Here is a 17,830-nt window from a genome sequence, read left to right as displayed (position 1 = left end):
GAATGCCCAATGCACGCCAGATCAGCGAGGAGCAGCAGGATATCTTCGAAGATGCACCGATGGACGGCAGCATCTTGGTTTCCGGCCCGCCGGGAACGGGAAAAACGGTCATCGCCTTCCTGCGGGCACACCTGCTGGCAAAGAAAAAACAGGACGTGACCGTAATAATGTTCAACCGTGTGCTAAGGCGCTATACAGAAAATGTCGCACAGGCCATCGACGGCTCGGTCCAGTCAAAGACCATGCACTCATGGTTCCCGGGGTGGTGGCACGCGCACCGTATTCCCAACCCCGAGGTAGAGAGCACCTTGCTCATCGAGGGCTACAGGGCCTATGTGAACTGCCCGTACGAACAGAAGGACGAGCTAAAAAAACTGGGAGGAAGATTTGAACGGAGAAAGCATAACCCTTTCACGAACCGCAATAGTGGTATGTGGTATGTGCCGCTGGAGCGCTACAACGCAGAACCGGAGGCCTACACACAGTGGGCCAATGCGTCATATGAGCCGCCCGAAATAGTGAAGTTTCAGTACAACTGGCCGGAAATACAAGATATGTACTTCGACCTCGACGAGGACGAGGCGATTGACTGGGGACACCTGATAATCGACGAGGCTCAGGATTTCGAGCCAGGGTTCTACTCGTTCCTGCATTTGGCGGCCAGACAGCTCGATAACGGAGCCCTCACCATTCTTGCCGACGAGAACCAGCGTCTAGAAGAAAACAGACATTCTAGTCTTGAGCAGATACGAGAATCACTGAAGCTCAGCAACAAGCCTGACAGGGAGTTCCGGCTGACCAAGAACTTCCGCAATACAAAACAGATCGCCAAGGTCGCAAGGCATTTCTATGTCGGGCTGGAAACCGGCATGCCCGACCTCCCTGACAGGGAAGGGGACAAGCCGGCCCTCATCATTAAGCGCGACACCGTTCAGCAGGTTGAGTATATCTGCAATTACCTTCAGCACAGAAGGGCTCTGGAGGTCGGCATTATCCTCGACAGCGACGAGGACAGGGAATACTTTTTCGAATTACTAACCGAGCGACTGGAAAATTACACGATCCAGACCTACAGCAGCAAGAGCCCCATAGGCAGTGAGAAGCTGGAATTCGACAGGCAAGGCGTCGTCACCGTCCTCCACCGCAAGAGCTGCAAAGGGCTGGAGTTCGATACTGTCTTCGTCCCTCAACTACAGGGTTTCTCGGTAGAAGATACCGACCTGGCCACATTCAAGATGAACCTGTATGTTATCTGCTCGAGGACAAGAACCGAGCTTGTATTTCTCTGCAATGGCGGGGAGAATTCTAATCCTAGTTTTTTCAAATACTTCCCAACTAGAGAGTCAGGGTTGATTGATTACAGAGAACAGAAATAATGGACCTAACCGCTAAGGCGACAGCCTACGTTCTGATATCAAAAAAATACTTCACACGGTATGTACTTATCTATGACGTCCTGCCTCTTGATCTGTGCTACACCGTCGACAGCAAGCCCTTCTTCGGTACCGAGACCCTCAGCAATTTGTTGGCCCACAACAAGATCAGCGAACAGGAAGTCATCCTGGAGCTCAAGGGAGAGGGGAGTGCACCTTATGCTCCGTTGTCCGACCTAATCAGTATCGGCTTCACTACACTGGACAGCCTGAATTTGTTCAAGGAAAGAAGCTACGATAACTTCGATGTGGGGCTGCTCAACTGCAGGGTAATGGAAGTCCCAGAAGCCGCATCCAGAAGCGATATCGAAGCCATACCTCCGGCCTCGGTTGACAAGTTCAGTTTCTCAGAAAAGATGGCGCTCGGCGACGCCGTTACCGCCCTTGCACACAACCAACTGCTTCACGATACCCAGCCTGCTGAAACCACGGAGAAGCACCTACTGCAAACAGAAGGAAGTGTCGACTACCTGTTGGGTACAACAGAAGCCGAACCGGCTAAGAGAGAGCTTGCGGCCAGCTTCTTCAGTCTGTGCGCCCGGTATAACCTTGACAAGGGTTGGCCGACAAGAGAACTCCTCGATACGTTTGAGGAGGAATCAAGCCCAGCGGTAAAGCAGACTGATGAGTTTAAACTCTGGCTAAGCACTGCGAGGAGACTGCTCAACAACGAAGAAGTGCACATACCGTTTTCCGATGACGGCGATATCACCCTGAGGGCCATGACGCTGGTGTTTCTTAACCCCGAGCAGCACAACCTAGAAGCAATGAGGGGAGCTGCCGGCTCCGAGGTCTACAAGCTGGCAGAGAAGTTTATTCTTGCCCGGAGCGGATATAGCTACCTCAGCGCAGAGGATCGTGGAAAGATCGGAGAGGCTCGCCCGCTCCTGCAGCAGTTCAATGCCCGTTTCCATAACCCTGCGGAGGCACAGCAAGAACAAACGCCTGAGCAGCACGAAGAGATTACACCTGCCGATGGGCAACAAGCCGAAGTAGGAGCCGACAGCAATGGTATGGACCTGCGCCAACATAGCTGGCTCACTTTCGGAGAGGAAAACGAGCAGGGTGAAGTCATCAGGATCAAAGGTATCAAGCCGACTTCTGGGTTCAGCCTAGATCTTGTATACCGAGAAAACCAGTGGTTTGCCCTCCGTATCATCGATGCCAGCGGACCAAAGAAAATGGATAAGTTTAAAGGGAAGTTAGCCGAGGAAATGGTCAATGTTCAGAAGGACTTACCTGATTCTTCACGTTTCGAGAAAAACGAATACGGCTTATTCCTGACCTTGCCCTTGGCTTGGGCCGAGAGCGCAGATCTCAAGTGTAGATTTGAAGAGCTATTCGATGTATTGAAAGCACTCAAGATCAAGAACCAAAGAACCAAAATAGCTTAGGAATAGCGATACATTTCAACTGGTATGTAATCAACAAAGGGAGGGTGACCTCCCTTTACTTTGCGCTCGGCTTAACATACTCAATCCTTGAAGCACTGCCGAACGTCCGTTGTATTGCCATCGAAGCAATCGTCTGGGATGTAAATCCGGCAGTTCATACGTACCCCGGAATAGTTTTCGGTGAATGAAAACTGTGTAGTAGTTGTTATGTCATTCCTTAACACCCTTGGATTTTTAGAGCGATTGCTGACGACAAATGTTCGGTCGCGTATCCGTTCAAATACCCTAAGCATCCCGCTCTCGGCCCCAATGTAAAAAGAAGCATTCATAAGCGCCTCGACCTGATCGATGCTATAGCTCTGAACCGGGTTGCTCTGGATATAGTCAATAGCATCTTCCAACCGGGTTATTTCGTCTGGGATAAGGCCAGCATTCTTCATCAGCCTCAATGAATAGTTGCACCCAATAGCAACACCCCTTGCCTCATCATTCCTTGCGTTAGGCATACTTTTCCTCTTGATTTAAATAGCAAATCTTATTTATATAATAGTTTAAACATATTGCATATAAAGCCAAACCATCGATATATCTAAATTTATTACCATCAAAACGTGACTTATAGTCCGTGGACTTATCCTGCCTATCTCCCTGATAATATAAATAAAGAGGAAAAGCCGATGACCGAAGACACCTACCCGGAAATTACCCACGAAGAGGCATACAAGGGATACACAATATTCATAGAGAACAACGCCGACCGGTACCGCGGCGGCTATGAATACACGGTATCCGACGGCGGCGACGAGCTCGAGAGTGGCCTCGTGTTCACGGTCGAGGACGGCATCAGCGAAGCCAAGACATTCATAGACTCCCTTTAGCCTTTTCCCTGTCTGCCAGCAGGCAAAGGAACAGATGGCTGTCGACCCCGAGAGCGGCAAGAAGGCGGTCCAGGGTATCCAGGGTGATGTTCCGCCTGTTGCGCTCGACGCCGGAAATAAAGGTTCGGTCTATTCCCGACAGCTTGGCCAGCCCCTCCTGGCTCAGCCCCCTTTCCAGCCGTAGCTCCCTCAGCAGCAATGCCGTATTTTCCCTCAGCGCCATTATTAACCCCCGGAAAAATCAGATAGGTTAGCCGGGTATGTTCTAGCGAACCACGGACTATAAGTCACATTTAGGAAATTTCACCCGGGTCGCCCGGGAGAGCTACGGCTGCCGCCTGAAGCCGTAGAGACCTGCGCGGTAATGTAATACAAAGGTAATACATTACCGCAATATTTCACGTAGACAGAAATGCCTACAACCTAGTGTAGAGCCCCGTTATTTCGGTGAAGACGCCTTCCAGCATATCGCAGTACACACCAGGCCGGCTCGACACCTCGCAATAGACTGGCCCATTCCCCTTCCTGGCAAATGCCGTTACGGTATAGGTGTCGCAGGGATCGAGCCGCACCTTTATGCGGCAGATCCCCCCACAGGCAAAACCGCCGTCTTCGGGCAGGTCAAACTGCAGGCCGGGGGCTTCCAGGGCAACGAACTGCCGTGCGCCTGTCATTGCCACGAAGCGGTTGCCCCCGAGCTGGCCGAGGATTGTCCTTGCAATTGCAAGCCGGTACGAAGAACTGCTCATGACAGGCCCTCCTGTTGTTCGAAGTCGGCAATAGCCTCGAGGAATATTTCCAGATCCTCGCATGTACGGATGCTGGGGCCTTCCGGCCCCATCGAGATATTCAGGGCGTTGACCATGACCTGCACGTTCGGGTTCGCTTCCTTCAGTTTTTCAAAGAGCCGGTAGAGGCGGTGATCGATAACGAACTCCCCCATACCGTGATTCATTGCTGTAGAGCCTGACGGATGCAACGGGGATACGTTGCTCGTACCATGCGGGTTAGTGATGCTTTGCCGGGAAAGGCTGGAATGTGACATAGCGTAGCTCCTTTGTTTGGGTTTTCATTGCCGTTTTCGCCTGGCTTCCCGCGCAGGCACAGGGTTCTGTACAGCAAAAGCGCGGAGCGTGCATTTCACTTTTGCTGTGCAGGTTCTGTGGCTGCAGGATCAGAAGCAGGCGGAAAGAAAGGCAATGCAAACGGTTCCCCGAACAAAGGAGGCCGAGCAGGCACATGGAAGGCCCCGGCAACTGGCAGCACTTCCCGCAGGGGACGAAAGCTCCTGCTCTGCCCAGCCCTGATTGTGACCCGAAGGGCCAAGACGTTGCGCAGCGCAGTTAAGCTTGGTCGAACCACCGAGAAGAGGGAGGCACGACCGAAGGCGAGGGGTGTGAGATAAAGCAGGTTGCCCGCAGGGTGCTGCTTCTATACATTGACAAGAAACCCGGACGGGATACCCGCTATACCGGCCAGCAGAATCCCTGAGGCAGGACGAAACTGAACGAATTCCCCTGAGGAACAAACCGAAAAACAGAAATCCCCAGCACCTCGAGACATTCCTCTAGTTCACTAGGCATACGATCACCTTGGCCACCGACGGAATCCCTACTGAATGCATGAACAATTGGCCAACGGCAGTATAAACAGACTGTGTGCCGGAAGATGCCTTGACCTCGAAAATTATTGGAATAGACCCATTACGCTCCAAAGCAAGATCAATTTTCTGAGTATTGAATACCTTGCCGGGGCCAGCATGCACTATGAACAACACGAATATATACAGTAAATCAACAAGTAATGTAACTTATTGATGAGTTTAGGTTTAATCTAAGTTAATCTCATACAATTGCATACAAAGAACAAGAGGTAAGCATGTTCGAGCAGCTCGCCGATGTATTCACATCCGCCGCATTCAAGTACCTTACAGCCGTCGATGCCAGCCCGGTATCAAACCAGCACGAGATCGGCGGGCTGGTTAATGCCGGCATAGGCGAAGACCTCGGGACCCCGGATGACGGCAGCCAAATCAAGATTGCCGCGACGCTCGTCTACCTCAGCGAGGAGGAAGGCGAGCCGGTCATCGTCGAGGATACCGTTACCTGGTACGATACACGCTACCAAGACCCCACCCGCTCCCCCGAGTGGAGGCTCTACTATAAGTCCAATGACGTCAGCAACAGGTTCGAGCCCGGCGACTTCTTCATGATAGCGGCCACGCACGAAGGGACACTGCTGATGATCTTCTGCCCACCGGGCAGCGAGTACGAGGAGCAGATCCGCACCCTTTTCGGCGTGAGGGATACCGAGACCAATAAGAGGGGGCTAACCGGCGTGCAGGTCGGACGGCCCGGGTTCGCCCTCCCCGTCAGGCTGATGTTCGCACGCTATGGTATCGAGATCGGCTCCGACGGCACCGACTACCTCGAGCTTATCCTAGACAGGTTTGGCGCCACCTTCCCCAAAACCAAAGATTTCTCAAAATTCGCACGTGACCTGACAAGGGAGATATCCCCGGTCGATACCCCCGACACGGCGCTCATAGAGTGGATGGAGACAGAGGAGTCGGCATTCAGGCAGCTCGAGAAACATATCGTGCAGCAGAGGCTGCGCGAAGGATTCGGCGAGAACGGCGACGATGTCGACGAATTCGTGCGCTTCTCGCTCAGTGTCCAGAACCGCAGAAAATCACGGAGCGGGCATGCCTTCGAGAACCATATCGAAACCATACTGCTTGCCAACGGTATCCAGTTCGACCGCGGTGCCAAAACCGAGGGGAGGCAGAAACCCGATTTCCTGTTCCCTGACAGTAAAAGCTACTCCGATACCAGCTTCCCCGGGGATAAGCTCCGAATCCTCGGCGCCAAGACGACCTGCAAGGACAGGTGGAGGCAGGTGCTGGCCGAGGCCAAGCGCATCCCGCGCAAGCACCTCATAACAATGGAGCCCGCTATCAGCGAGGCCCAGACCCAACAGATGGAAGAACTGCAGCTGCAGCTCGTGGTACCGGAAGCAATCCAGGCAAGCTACCAGCCGGCACAGGCCGAATGGCTGATGTCATTCAGGGATTTTATTGACGAAATCCAATCCATACAGCGCTAACCGATACCGATACAGAGGGATACAGCAATGCACGGAACGCAAACACCTGTCGGCAACGGCACCCCGCTAAGACAGCTGAATCTAAACAACAAAAATACCCAGTTCGAGCTCCTCAGCTACGACAAGCACCAGACCCTGGAGGGACTGCAGATAGAGCCGGTCGCCATGACCTACATACGGCACCTCGAGCAACTAGGCCTCGAGGTTCCCGACGTCACGACGGTGATCGCCCTTCAGAGGGGGTATAACAATGCGCGGTGCTTCTTCGTCTGGGACCGGAGCAAAAATGGGGCAAGCGAAGGATATATCAGGACACTTCAGCACCTTGCGCCCAACACCACCTACACAGTGACTTTCGATGAGGAAGAGTCTGATTTCTACTGCCACAAACCCGGCCAGCCAGAGACGACCTTTCAGCTCCAGGATTACCTGCGACGAAAAAGGAATCTCGTTACTATTCCTTTCCCCGGCATCCGGCAGAATGTCAGGGACACGGAAAGGCAGATGGCTGTTTTCTGGGGAAGGCTACACGGGGCTTTCGCAACAGGGGAAAATTTCAGGAACGAGGTTCTCCTCAACAGGGTAATGAAAAACTTCGTGGTCCAGCCGTTCTTCAGCTGGCTATGGGACCTAGACAGGATCGTCCTTTACAGGAAGCAGTACTGGGAGATCGAGCTCAAGCACAAGTACCCCTTCAGGCGTGGCGAGAACGCCCCTCTCAAATTCGGTATCAATGTAGGCCAGGCGAAGCTAGTCAGGGACTTGGGGCAGGCAAGTGTCCGCACCCTGCACCTGATCCTAGTCAAGCCGGACTGGAACAAGCACTCCGACCCCGGCTACCTTTTCAACCGCCGGGACATCAGCGATAAAGTCATGCTCATCGGCACCGAGCTGACCACGGCCAAGGCCGACGAGCTGCTGAACCAGAAAGTCCGGGAGAGTGACGAGACAACTAGCTTCACTGGAACAAACAAGAACCGTTTCCTCGAGATTCCCGCAACGGATTTCCATATCCTAGGTAGTTACCAAACCCCACCTGCGGTGGTCGCCGAGAATATCAAATTCCTGCTGAACGGAGCCCCTTTGGAAAAGGTCACTGACGAGCTTCTGGAAAGCTGTCGGATCAACAAATAGATCCCTCTAATAGCATCAAGCAAATCGGACATCGGTTCGTTTTTGACCCTTCCAGTATAAAATCACTGTATAAATCCACATAAAAAATAAAAATGGGAAAAATGTGTGATAAGATTTCACACAAACATCCCATGGATAAAAACAATGAAAGAAATCAGACTTGGCGACAGAGAAGAAGAGCTGAGAATTCAAAACGAGCAGCAGGAAACCAACCAGCTTCTGAAGCTACTTATCGAAGTGTATGACCAGAAGAACCTTGCCATCCAGTTAGCGAAGCTGTCCGACCTCAAAGAAGGTGCGGCACTGAAAACGCTGAAGATAGACCGCACAGAGCTCAACCGCTGGAGCAAAAGTCCGGAAAAATCGCCGATTGTTATTGATAAAAGGGCCCGGGACTTTATCAGACAGCAACTCCTGCCGTCAAAGCCATCGCACTGGGACAATCCAGAATTCACTTTCATTGATCTGTTTGCCGGTATCGGCGGACTCCGCAAAGGTTTCGAGGACATCGGCGGAAAGTGTGTTTTTACCAGCGAATGGGAACAGAAGGCACGACGCACCTACCTGGCCAACCATTATGTCGATGAGCGCGAACTGAATTATTTCCTGGCCGGAGAAGATGAAAATCCGGAGGAAAACAGCTCATTTATGGACATCACAAAAGTTACCCAAAGTGGTAACCCGCGGATGAACCGAGTAGAGAAGCGAGAACATATCAGAAAGCACATTCCCGAGCACGATTTACTTCTTGCAGGCTTCCCGTGTCAGCCGTTCTCACTGGCCGGTGTCTCCAAGAAAAATTCTTTGGGCCGTGAGCACGGTTTTAACTGCGACACTCAGGGAACCCTTTTCTTCGATGTTGAGCAGATCCTGGATGCGCGACAGCCGAAATTCTTTGTGCTTGAAAACGTTAAGAACCTGAAGAGCCACGATAAAGGAAATACATTTGCCACCATCATCCGCTCGCTTGATGCCGCCGGTTACTGGGTGGCAGATATTACAGATGCCGGAGCCGATATCGAAGATTCGATAAACATCGTGCGTAAGCGCAAACCTGAGCCGGTGATTATTGATGGCGCTCACTTTACCCCGCAGCACCGTGAGCGTGTTTGCCTTGTCGGCGTACGTAAAGACCTGACAGAGAAAGACCCGGCTCTGAAATCGATCAGCCTGACGGACATTCCCAAACCTGAAAAACGATATACATTGGCTGAAATCCTTTGTGAACTGACAAGCGACGAGAAAGAAAAATACACCCTGACTCCGAACCTGTGGAACTACCTGTATCATTACGCCCTTAAACACCAGAGCAAGGGCAACGGATTCGGGTTCGGACTGGTTGACCCAAAAAACGACAAAGCTGTAACCCGCACGCTTTCAGCCCGCTACCACAAAGACGGCTCGGAGATCCTGATCAACCAGCACGGCCTGGAAGACAGCTACTTGCAGGAAAAGCGTGAGCCAGCGATCCGTAAAAACCAGGAAAGGGAGCAGTTCGCGACCGCGTTTGCCAACAGGCAGAAGAGCAGCCAGCCGGAGATGACCGATGCCCAGTTTAAGGCTGCAGTAAAAGAAGGCGAAAAAAAGTACGACAATGAGCACGGCCGCTATGCACCGGAGTTCGACTCGCTGCACAAAACACCGCGACGCCTGACACCGCGCGAATGCGCGCGACTGATGGGCTTTGAAAAACCGGAACATGACCGCACAGAGGCAGACACTGATTTCCGTATCGTCTGTGCCGATGCCAGTGCCTACAAACAGTTCGGTAACTCCGTCGTGGTACCGGTTTTCCGGGCTGTAGCTGAGCTGATAAAGCCGTATATCAATAAGAGCAAGGCGACAAAACCACATAAAGAAAAGGCAGCATAACAAAGGTGACCGGACCACCACAGATATGCGCTAACGTTATATAATTAGATTGCTGCAAGGTACATGTAACACCGAACGTGAAAACGTTCGGTGTTTTTAATCGACAAAAAGCAATTTTTTCTACCTTGTTAACTTTATGTAGAGTTTACCGCTGAGCACATTTGACACACCGAACCCGACAAACAATACCAAGCCGGATAAAACAATAAGGAAAAAAAATGAAAATCTGGGCGGCCTATATGTAGGCTAAAGATTATGACATACCGCCAGAGCATGAAGATAAGGCAACAGTGTATATTGTACGTGCTAAAACACCCGTTACGTGTGCGGCAATAATAGATAACGACCCGGCATTACCTGATTATATTGCGCCATTTGTTCGTTATGTATTTGAAATTGGTGAGGCCTGTTACTTTGCCGATGATAATGACAGGAAGAGAGAACAAGTCTTAGCAGGACCATTTGAGACAAAGTGGGTGACCATGCCCTCAGAGAATGAGAATGTCACCATTTGGAGGAGAGAAGCGCCGGAAGACGTCTGGATAAACTTTTCCAGTGTGCTTAAATATCCTGAACAATCCCCCGGTAATTTTACATTCAAACCTGATCTTTGAGGCCGGAGGAAGAACTGTTCACCACGACCAGCACACCCGCCCCGCGCTGACAACTGCGAACGCTGAATTTGCAACAACGACGAGCATGAGCCAGGCACGGGCCTTTACCCCCCACCATTTCGCGGGGCACCGGGGTGGGCGGGGGACGTGGTGGCACCGAGGCGCTTGCGCCAGGTGATTGGCCGGCACGGCCAACATGCCGGAACGACCCGCGATGACAGACGGCACGGTGCATGCGACCGTGACTGCATGAAAACACGCCGTTTGTGTTTTGATGCGCCGAACAGCCCGGCCGGTGGCTTGCCCACGGGCCGATAAACATCGCCGGCTTGCCGGCAGCCTTACAGCCCGCTTTCCAGGGCTGCGCGATAATTTAACATAATGCTTTTATGCCTGAATTTGCCCAGCCGCCGACAGCTTGCCTGGCGATCGCGGCGTAGCAAGTTCGCATAAATTTCATTATGTTACAATTTGAGCCATACCCCGAGCCCGGGGATGGGGTTGGTAACAAAGCTTTTCAGGGCCCTGCATCCGGCCATTTTCAGCCCGGGTTTTGCGGCCATGACGTTGCCCTGGCGGTGTGATGCCTGCATGACGTTTGACCGCGAGGGCGCTTGAGCGTGATGGCCGCGAAACATCAGAGGGCGAAAACGGGCGGCGCTTTGCAGGGCGACATTACCCGGGGACAGGCGGTGCTGCACATTGTATCCAGCATCATCGGTGGCAGAGAACAAGTTATGTAACACCCATAGCTTACGCAAGTTACGTAACTCTCACAACTTGCGACACTGACGTAAATCTATATCCATGACTAGCGAAGGAAGCGGCTCCCCTCCCCTGATCTCGCAGGAATGGCAGCCCCCCGCCAGCCAGCACAAGACAAAGTCCAACAATTCATCAAAGGTGAAGCAGACGGGCCTCCTCAGGGCACATTCCCAGACAGTCAGCACGCGCCATCCATGCTCTTCCAGCCAAATACACGCTCGCCGATCCCGCTCGCGATTCCTCCTGAACTTGGCAACCCAGAATTTCCTGTTGCTTTTGGGAAGCCTGAAACCCGAGCATCCGGCATGAGCGTGCCAGAAACAACCGTGGACAAAAATCACGGCCTGGTGTTTCGGAAACACGAGATCGGGGGTTCCTTTCAGCCGACGGTCGTGAAGCCGGTATCGCATCCCGCGCGCAAAGAGGTGCCTCCTGAGATACAGCTCGAGCTTGGTATCTTTCGAAGGGTACAGGGTCATATCCGGCATCGCATCGTATCTCCCCGGATGTTGGCTCTCTCTCAATATAGACAACCGGCATACCGCACCGATCCAATCATCCGATACTATAGTCATTTCCAACATCGGCAGTTAAATACAGAGATATGAGACCCTCGACTAAAGACGCGGACAACTTTGACAGCGAACGCTATCTGGAAGGTGTGGAAAAATTCCAAGTGAAAGCTGTATACAACAAAGACTACTTCTTGCCCGCGGTAGCATGCTTCATCGAGTTGTTCACCCCTTCATCGAGCATCAGAACGATGGTCAAAGCCGCCGAAAAGCACATGCAGGTTTCCTCGGGAATTTCCGACAGCTCGCTGGACAACCTCAGTCAGCAGGGTGTAGGAAAAAAGACAGCCGAGAAATTTTTCCGTTTTTTCTTTCGCCTGAACCCCAAATTATTCAATCAGCTTGATTCACTGTGCGACATGACTGAGGCAGTTTATGAAAATGACAATTACTGGAAGTGGCTAGGAACCATCCACACTCTGAAAGCGCGGGAAGATCAAGAAAACGATGAGCTATCACTCAGCATCGCCTTCCTCGAGAAAAGGTGCCGACAGAGCAAGCAGCTCAATATTCGCTGCCGTGAGCAATGGGAAAAAAACCAAGAAATCTCGGAGTTCCTTGCGTTCTATTTCGACGAAGCAAACAGACATACCCTGCTCGACGACGACGAGATCAAGGCGCTGCAAGAGGGAATTGCCATCGCGCAGAAGAAGGACGGCAGCACTATTCCCGGGCATGCCGCAGTCAGCTTGCTCCAATACCGATTGGATTTCTACTTTCACCTCATGGCAACTCTCGAAGTTGGTATTCTGAGGTCATGGCTCGAATTTGACGAAGTCATCCAGAACCGGGTTCCGGATCTTTACCTGAAAGGGGTTTTCTGCGGTATGGCGGGGAGTCAGGGACAATCATCCCCTTTCAATCGTTTTCTCGACACATTGAAAGAACGCCTGAATCCCTGCGCACTGAAAGGCGGAAGCGCCCTGAGCGATTACAAACTAGCGACGCACATCCCCCTTCAAAAAGCTGACGAGCAGTACGTCACTCAGCATGAAGCGCAAAAACGGCAATTGCGAAAGTGGCGGGAAGGAAATGAATACCCGAGCCTGGACACCCTGGAGGCCATGATTAGCCGCTTGTTCGGCTTCAAGGACCAAACCCCCATTATCGCCAGAAGCCTAGCACTCATCGGATTCTTTTTTATCGGAATGGATCGGCTGCACAAACAGCTGCTCGAGGACAAGGAGATCACAGCTGAGTTGCTGGACAAAGCCTACGCCAGCTATCCGCGATACTGGCAGAATTATCGCCGAGAAATTTGGGACAAAGCCGGCTCCTGAAAGCCGGCTTATACAGGTTAGCGCTTAGGCGGGTTATTATCCCTGCCGCCACCTGACTTTTCGCCTGTTTTGCTTGGCCATCCGGCACCTTGAGATTTGGACATGCTGTAACTCCTTCATGTTAGTGACTTAACTCTGACCTTGCTCAGGCCAGACTTGTTTTCGCCATCAATATTCCCTGATACCAGGCCTGGCAAACAGAGGGGGAGGGAGCACAATTTTTGATTTTCCCAAAACCGTCTCCGCCTGCCCGGAAAACATCGTTTTCCCGTTCACCAAAAGCTATCGAGTGCATATAATCCAACAAGCTAAAGAAAGGAGCCCTGCCATGACCCTGTTGTTTGTTTACCTGTCCATCTCGGCGATTGCGTCAGCTTGGCTCGGCTGGGTGATGTATGCCCGCCTCGACCAGTTTGACTGGGCATTCAACAAATCGGAAATCTGGTTTACCTGGGGGACGAGCGCTGTTTTCTGGCCGCTGAGTTTGCGCCGGAAATATCTCCGGTGCCCGGAAGACATTTTCCGGGGAGACAGCACAAAAGACCAACTTGCAGAGGAGCATCGCAACCTAAACGTGATACGAGAGCGCATCTATCGCGGGGAGATTCCCTGCGGCGAAACCGTCAGCTACCGGCAGCGAGGAACCTACGCGACTTTCACGACACGGCCACAACACCTGGCGGCAAAACTCAGGGAGATGGGCGCGGAAGAGAGCGAATACGCCAACGACCATGCCTTCCTGCACTGGCTGGACAGCGCCGACCCAGATCTTCCGGGCGTATTCCCTGCGCCACTGAAAAGCAGGTACGCCAAAGCGGCCCTGACTGACCTGCACACAGCAAACCACGCTCAAGTATGGTGCTGGGAGTGCTGGCAGGATGTGCCTGGTCACGGGGCTGAAAAAATCACGGATGGAGCCAGGCCGGGCAGTACCTACAGGCGATACATTTGCGGGAACGGACACCTCCTGCTTTCACAGTTTTTCGCCCATTACTTTTTCGGACGAAAATCCTAACCCCCGCCGCTTCACATAGTCACTCAGGGTGCTCGGCGCGGCATCGATCAATCGCGCGGTTTCTCGGATCCCCAACCCCATCCCGAGGTATTTCTCGATCTGCTCGCGCCTGGCATCAAGCTTGAGGGTTTTGGCCTCCCCTTTCGGTCGCCCCAGCTGATAGCCGGCCGCTTTCCTGGCCGCTAAGGCCTCCTTGGTGCGCATCCGGATAAACTCGCGTTCGATCTCACCGGCCAGGCCGAGCATGGTGGCGATAATTTTCGATTGCAGCGAACCATCGAGCTGCATGTTCTGCTTGGCAATATAAACCCGGAGTTGTTTCTCCATGCACAGCTCGAGGATCTCCAGCACCTGCAACGCCGAACGGGCCATCCGGGTTACTTCAGAAAACACGATGGTATCTCCCTCTGTCATGCCTTCGAGCAGCGCGCCCAGCTTTCGCTGCCGCCACTTTTTGGCACCGGACACCGAATCTTCAACAAATACCAGGTCAGCCAACCCGGTTTTGTTGGCATACTCTAGGATCCCGTGTTTCTGGTTCAGCACGTCCTGGCTGTCGGTCGACACTCGCAGGTAAGCGTAATTGGCCATCCCATGCCCTCTGGTTGTAGCAAGAAGCCGCTGCAGCGGCTTCTTTTAATACAGCCGCATAACTTACGTAAGTTATTTATATTGCGCAAGTTACGTAACAATCATGCGTTACATATCAATATCGGCGGTGATCATGGCTTCCTGACAGAACTCCGACAGATAAGCATTCAAAGCCACTTTCCCTGCTGGCTCATCCACGGCATCGAGATCTCGCATCCTGGTAATGACCTTCCGGGCAATTTCCTGGTTGCTAATATCTTCGCTTTGGCGGCATTCCTTGCCTTTAAAAATGACCATCTGACTTTCGACACCATCAGCCAAACCCATAATGTAAAGCATCGAAATATCAAATCCCCGATCCCCTTGCTCACTAATCGCCAGTAGCTTACCAGCAGACAAGCCAGTCCATGCTGAGGCGTAAGGCGACATCAGCATCAATGACAAAAACCAAATAACAATGAATCTTCTGAACATAAGTCCTCCTAGTCATTCAATATCCAAGATTGACCTGGAGGACACAAAACCAAGAAACAACTATGCGACCATGCGCACAATATCAAAGCGTACGACCCAATGATAGAACATATTTCTATGCAAATTCTATTGACATCTATGACTTTCTATAGGAATCTATACTCAATCTATAAGACCTCAAAGGAACAAAAAATGATTACAGTCCAACTACCTCTGGATGAAGAAACATTATCTCTATTATTAAACTCTCCAAATAAACCGGAAGAAGGGCTAATAACATACATCCAGGACATCCTATATCAGCATATATCTCAAGAATCTGAAGTCGAATTTCCTGACCAGGATCAACTTTTAAAAAAAGCGTTAAAAATGGCCGAGGACCTAGAAAAAGGAACTCAATTCATTTTCCATTCTTTATTTGAAGAACACTGGTCTAAAGTTAAGCAACCCAGAGTATTTGGCAGAACTTTCAGAAAAAAAGTAGAAGAGATGGGAATAGCAAAACACCATAGTAAAACTAGTGATAACAAGGCTATATACATTAGACAATAACAAGTAGATATAATAAGAAAGTCCATTTTACAATGGTCTTTCTTTCATATTTTAAATGGTATATTTTACAAGTGATAATAAATATTAGTAATCAGTTGATTCCTTTAACCAAATTGCGACAGTATATCGAAATAGCGACAAAGCATGGTGGCTCTTGGTACCACACAAATAAAGGGATTATTGAAAATGGAGCCAGTTCAGAGTTTGCCGAAAATTTCACACTATTTATGCGATCTAAATTAGGCGATAATCACTCAAAAGTGTGCCTAACAATTTATGACTATTGGTGTAAAAATGATGATAAAAAAACAAATATAATTATTGACTATTACCTTTAAATACCAGGAATATTAAATAATTACTTTTTATAACATCGCCATTGTAAACATTGATAATAATTTTTTATATAGAGTATCGCAGTATACGGGTAGTAGAAACTCTACTGATACCCCTTCCAGTTTCAGCCAAACAAACTAAATCCACTACTACACAATGTGGCTGTTTTTGACCAACCAACTCAGCGAATCACTGTTTTACAAACGCTCTACAGATTATAGGTCAATAATTTATAAAATAAAACGCAGATACTTTATCACCACAATAACGCTATAACACTGAAACAGTAAAGGCCGTATAGAGCGGCCTTTTTTACATTAGATTAATGGGTATTCCTCGGTGCAATCTGTGAAATCCTTGAAGGGGAAAGATTGTATCTTTTTGCGACCACATCGGTTCTTTCGCCAGATTTAACTTCAGCCTGAATAGCAGCATTTCTAAATTCTAAAACTTGTTTTTCAAGCTTTGCGATTGATTCACCTTGACTTTGAAGAATCTTATCATGCGTCTCAATTTTTTTTCCTTGGCTAGCAACTGTACTTACAAGCTCTTTCTGAGCCATCGCTATATGTTTCATGGCTTTTTCTAGATTTTTAGACATACCGAAACCTTAATTTAATCAATTAAATTGAATTGATTAAATTAAGGTTCCCTTCAAGAAATGTCAATCAAAAACATCAAGAATATGAACAAAATGCATACCCCGATATACCACACACTTTTCCTCAGTTCGGAAAGGCGATTTCAGATAATGCTACACCACTATCAAACAGCCTGCTGCATCCGGGTTCTGAACGCCTCATTCAGCGGCATATCTTCCGGCAGGGTGATGATCCCCATTTCCACCGACTGAATTGCCAGCAGGTGCTTCTCGTTGAGCTTCCCCTCGAGCGGCCAGGCCATGACGATCTGGTAGGCTTCGCGCGCCAGGGCCAGCATCGGATTGTCAGGTACCGTTTCCTGCGCCAGTTTCTCCCGCGCTTCTTTCTCGGCCCGGTTGTCACTGCTGCGCCAGCGGTACAGGAACTCAACCGCCACAATCCGCCGACCGTTCATCACCGGTGCAAAGCCGAAGTTGCCGGTTTTCTCATCAAGCAAAAATTCCAGCTCCCGGCGAACTTCCTCGCACAGGGACATTTCCTCGATCGGTTTCTTGATACAGCGCTCGATGAACACCTTGTTCTGGCCGTAGCTTTTCTTGAGCAGCTTTCCCTTCTCGTCAAGCAGCCCGTAGAGGCCGTGAAGCGCCTCTATGCGTTGGGGGTGCAATTGCGTCCCGCTGTCCTTAAAACGCGACAGGAGCGTGTACAGGCGCTTGGAGTGCTCTGATTTGAGGCTACGGAAGGCATGGTGGTTAATCTGGGCGTGGCCGGCGGAATAATCGACGTAGGCATTGATCAACTCGCTGTTCGGAACAATGGTCAGCGACCCCTGAGAGTATTTCACCCGGGCAAACAGCGGGATGAAATCGAATTCCTCGGCTTCCTCGTTCTCCAGCCCGACCTTACGACCGGCCAGGCGCTCGGCGACCGGGCGCAGCGTCGGGTAAAGCTGCTTGGACGACAACCCGAACCAATCTTTCAACACATCGATATGGAAGGTGTACTGGGGGGCATGGATATCGCGCTTTTCCAGGAAATCGGTCCAGTGCTCCCGGTGCAGGCGGGAGAGGAACAGCGCCATCATGTCGTGCTCCCGGGCCGTCAGCCCGAGCTGGCTGAAGATCAGCTCATGGCTCTTTTTGAAAAACTGGTTCGGCAACTCACGGGAATTTTCGGTCGTTACCTGGAAGCGCTTGTCCTTGTTGTCGGTCAT

At 50.9% G+C, this 17,830-nt stretch carries 18 protein-coding genes; 10 read left to right on the top strand and 8 right to left on the bottom strand.

The features are described from left to right. Positions 1 to 2: 2 nt before the first annotated feature. From NH461_RS25720 to NH461_RS25710, 3 genes are all read left to right on the top strand, one after another. On the top strand, positions 3 to 1,376 hold the full coding sequence (locus NH461_RS25720; RefSeq protein ID WP_261604694.1) for an AAA family ATPase: 1,374 nt from the start codon (positions 3 to 5) through the stop codon (positions 1,374 to 1,376). Further along, positions 1,376 to 2,827, top strand: coding sequence for a hypothetical protein (locus NH461_RS25715; protein WP_261604722.1), 1,452 nt, complete (start codon positions 1,376 to 1,378; stop codon positions 2,825 to 2,827). Before NH461_RS25720 ends, NH461_RS25715 begins: the two co-directional genes overlap by 1 nt. 677 nt (positions 2,828 to 3,504) lie before the next feature. Then, the gene (locus NH461_RS25710; RefSeq protein ID WP_261604721.1) at positions 3,505 to 3,705 is read left to right on the top strand and encodes a hypothetical protein; all 201 of its coding nucleotides are present in this window, start codon (positions 3,505 to 3,507) and stop codon (positions 3,703 to 3,705) included. On the opposite strand, the gene NH461_RS25705 is transcribed toward NH461_RS25710, so the two are convergent. The 3 genes from NH461_RS25705 to NH461_RS25695 form a co-directional block, all read right to left on the bottom strand. Next, positions 3,689 to 3,928, bottom strand: coding sequence for a helix-turn-helix domain-containing protein (locus NH461_RS25705; RefSeq protein ID WP_261604720.1), 240 nt, complete (start codon positions 3,926 to 3,928; stop codon positions 3,689 to 3,691). The two genes, NH461_RS25710 and NH461_RS25705, sit on opposite strands and share 17 nt — an antisense overlap. 193 nt (positions 3,929 to 4,121) lie before the next feature. After that, complete coding sequence (locus NH461_RS25700; RefSeq protein ID WP_261604719.1) at positions 4,122 to 4,454, bottom strand: hypothetical protein; 333 nt, start codon at positions 4,452 to 4,454, stop codon at positions 4,122 to 4,124. Beyond that, positions 4,451 to 4,750, bottom strand: a complete 300-nt coding sequence (locus tag NH461_RS25695) for a hypothetical protein (protein WP_261604718.1) — start codon at positions 4,748 to 4,750, stop codon at positions 4,451 to 4,453. The genes NH461_RS25700 and NH461_RS25695 overlap by 4 nt, the downstream gene beginning before the upstream one ends. Positions 4,751 to 5,583: 833 nt before the next feature. On the opposite strand from NH461_RS25695, the gene NH461_RS25690 reads away from it, so the two are divergent. The 4 genes from NH461_RS25690 to NH461_RS25675 all read left to right on the top strand — a co-directional run bounded on the left by NH461_RS25690 (position 5,584) and on the right by NH461_RS25675 (position 10,430). After that, positions 5,584 to 6,810, top strand: a complete 1,227-nt coding sequence (locus NH461_RS25690; protein ID WP_261604717.1) for a type II restriction endonuclease — start codon at positions 5,584 to 5,586, stop codon at positions 6,808 to 6,810. Positions 6,811 to 6,837: 27 nt separating this feature from the next. After that, positions 6,838 to 7,944, top strand: coding sequence for a hypothetical protein (locus tag NH461_RS25685; protein ID WP_261604716.1), 1,107 nt, complete (start codon positions 6,838 to 6,840; stop codon positions 7,942 to 7,944). Positions 7,945 to 8,088: 144 nt separating this feature from the next. Continuing rightward, positions 8,089 to 9,816, top strand: a complete 1,728-nt coding sequence (dcm, locus tag NH461_RS25680) for a DNA (cytosine-5-)-methyltransferase (protein WP_261604715.1) — start codon at positions 8,089 to 8,091, stop codon at positions 9,814 to 9,816. Positions 9,817 to 10,106: 290 nt separating this feature from the next. Next, positions 10,107 to 10,430, top strand: coding sequence for a hypothetical protein (locus NH461_RS25675; protein WP_261604714.1), 324 nt, complete (start codon positions 10,107 to 10,109; stop codon positions 10,428 to 10,430). A 773-nt stretch (positions 10,431 to 11,203) separates the two neighbouring features. Here the strand turns inward: NH461_RS25675 and NH461_RS25670 are convergent. After that, on the bottom strand, positions 11,204 to 11,674 hold the full coding sequence (locus NH461_RS25670) for a very short patch repair endonuclease (protein WP_261604723.1): 471 nt from the start codon (positions 11,672 to 11,674) through the stop codon (positions 11,204 to 11,206). Between the two features lie 125 nt (positions 11,675 to 11,799). On the opposite strand from NH461_RS25670, the gene NH461_RS25665 reads away from it, so the two are divergent. Then, entirely contained in the window at positions 11,800 to 13,047 is a 1,248-nt protein-coding gene (locus NH461_RS25665) for a hypothetical protein (RefSeq protein WP_261604713.1), read from the top strand. Between the two features lie 328 nt (positions 13,048 to 13,375). Then, a complete protein-coding gene (locus NH461_RS25660) occupies positions 13,376 to 14,062 on the top strand; it encodes a hypothetical protein (RefSeq protein WP_261604712.1) in 687 nt (228 codons plus the stop codon). Here NH461_RS25660 and NH461_RS25655 read toward each other — a convergent pair. Both NH461_RS25655 and NH461_RS25650 read right to left on the bottom strand, forming a co-directional pair. Continuing rightward, positions 14,021 to 14,653 carry a recombinase family protein gene (locus NH461_RS25655; RefSeq protein ID WP_261604711.1) on the bottom strand — a complete coding sequence of 211 codons (633 nt, stop codon included), beginning with the start codon at positions 14,651 to 14,653 and terminating at the stop codon, positions 14,021 to 14,023. The two genes, NH461_RS25660 and NH461_RS25655, sit on opposite strands and share 42 nt — an antisense overlap. A gap of 108 nt (positions 14,654 to 14,761) precedes the next feature. Further along, entirely contained in the window at positions 14,762 to 15,127 is a 366-nt protein-coding gene (locus NH461_RS25650; RefSeq protein ID WP_261604710.1) for a hypothetical protein, read from the bottom strand. 192 nt (positions 15,128 to 15,319) lie between these two features. Here NH461_RS25650 and NH461_RS25645 point away from each other — a divergent pair, with 192 nt between their 5' ends. Continuing rightward, positions 15,320 to 15,679 carry a single-stranded DNA-binding protein gene (locus NH461_RS25645; protein ID WP_261604709.1) on the top strand — a complete coding sequence of 120 codons (360 nt, stop codon included), beginning with the start codon at positions 15,320 to 15,322 and terminating at the stop codon, positions 15,677 to 15,679. Positions 15,680 to 16,337: 658 nt separating this feature from the next. Here the strand turns inward: NH461_RS25645 and NH461_RS25640 are convergent. Together NH461_RS25640 and NH461_RS25635 are read right to left on the bottom strand one after the other, a co-directional pair. Further along, the gene (locus NH461_RS25640) at positions 16,338 to 16,616 is read right to left on the bottom strand and encodes a hypothetical protein (RefSeq protein WP_261604708.1); all 279 of its coding nucleotides are present in this window, start codon (positions 16,614 to 16,616) and stop codon (positions 16,338 to 16,340) included. Between the two features lie 164 nt (positions 16,617 to 16,780). Then, the gene (locus tag NH461_RS25635) at positions 16,781 to 17,830 is read right to left on the bottom strand and encodes a replication initiation protein (RefSeq protein WP_261604707.1); all 1,050 of its coding nucleotides are present in this window, start codon (positions 17,828 to 17,830) and stop codon (positions 16,781 to 16,783) included.

It is taken from the genome of Photobacterium sp. TY1-4 (genome assembly GCF_025398175.1).
GTDB lineage: Bacteria > Pseudomonadota > Gammaproteobacteria > Enterobacterales > Vibrionaceae > Photobacterium.
Note: the sequence above shows the minus strand (reverse complement) of the source record. Positions and strands in the feature narration are given on the sequence as shown.